Source organism: Oleiphilus sp. HI0066, assembly GCF_001635725.1.
Window position 1 is genome coordinate 1 of sequence record NZ_LWFH01001747.1, and the last position, 900, is coordinate 900.

Here is a 900-nt window from a genome sequence, read left to right on the forward strand (position 1 = left end):
CATCCGGACAAGACGTAAAACCAAAATATAAAATGTAAGGCTGGCCTCGAAGTGTCTTGCTGGAGAAAGTTTCTCCCCCGCTTTCCAGCATAAAATCACCAGCAGTCAAATAAGCGGCCTTCACATCCTCAGGTTCTTTTTGCGCACTTTGCTGATACAACTTAAAGCTCAAAACACCCACAATAATCAGCGACAAACTAAAAACAATACCCTGTGCTTTTGACATGTTATTTCCTAATTATGTGAATCCGACCTTGAATGAAAATCTGCAAAAAAAGTATAGGCAGACCCACCTACTAGAGCCTGTATATGCAAACGCCAGATCATACTATCACCCGTCACGCATACCGGAATCATGCCCTGCAACTGCGCGACCTCGTCCTGCATAGTGATGGTGAAATCATGTTCTCCCATAAACATGTCTCGCCCTCCGATCCATGCCTTTTCCACAACAAAATCTTTATCAATAGAGGAATGAGAACTGAAAAAATAAAAATCTAAAGGTTTAAGGGCTGGCAATTCTGACTGCATTAACCTTAAAACAAACTCTTCTGGCTTCGTGGATTGATCAGAGTTCTTCGCGTTAGAAAGACTTACCGAACAACTTTCTTGTGTCTCTAGACATGTAAATTGAAGTGAAGTTCGCTCCAAATCAGAATCAGAAGAACAGCCACTAATACCCCAACAAAACAACAGGCATATTAGCCCTCGAAACATTTGCATGCCTTACTCATCAATGAGCGTAAGCTTGAACGTGACACGCTTCCCTTCGATCGTAGCACCGGCTTTATAGGTATGATGAACAGGAGGCTCGTTGGCTAGATTACCCATCGAGTGGATTTGAATTTCATCAACACTACTTTCGAGAAACACAGACTTGCGGTCCAACACCTCAGCATC

The 900-nt window shown here is 42.8% G+C and carries 2 protein-coding genes; both read right to left on the minus strand.

Going from position 1 to position 900, the window contains the following annotated elements:
• On the minus strand, window positions 1-226 hold a 226-nt coding region (locus A3738_RS27185; RefSeq protein ID WP_197474083.1), incomplete at its 3' end, for an SCO family protein.
• Window positions 227-234: 8 nt separating this feature from the next.
• A complete protein-coding gene (locus tag A3738_RS27190; protein ID WP_156502585.1) occupies window positions 235-723 on the minus strand; it encodes a hypothetical protein in 489 nt (162 codons plus the stop codon).
• Window positions 724-900 lie beyond the last annotated feature (177 nt).

Excerpts from the sequence above, each read along its gene's own strand:
- A3738_RS27190 (WP_156502585.1), bottom strand. The coding sequence starts at position 723 with ATGCAAATGTTTCGAGGGCTAATATGCCTGTTGTTTTGTTGGGGTATT.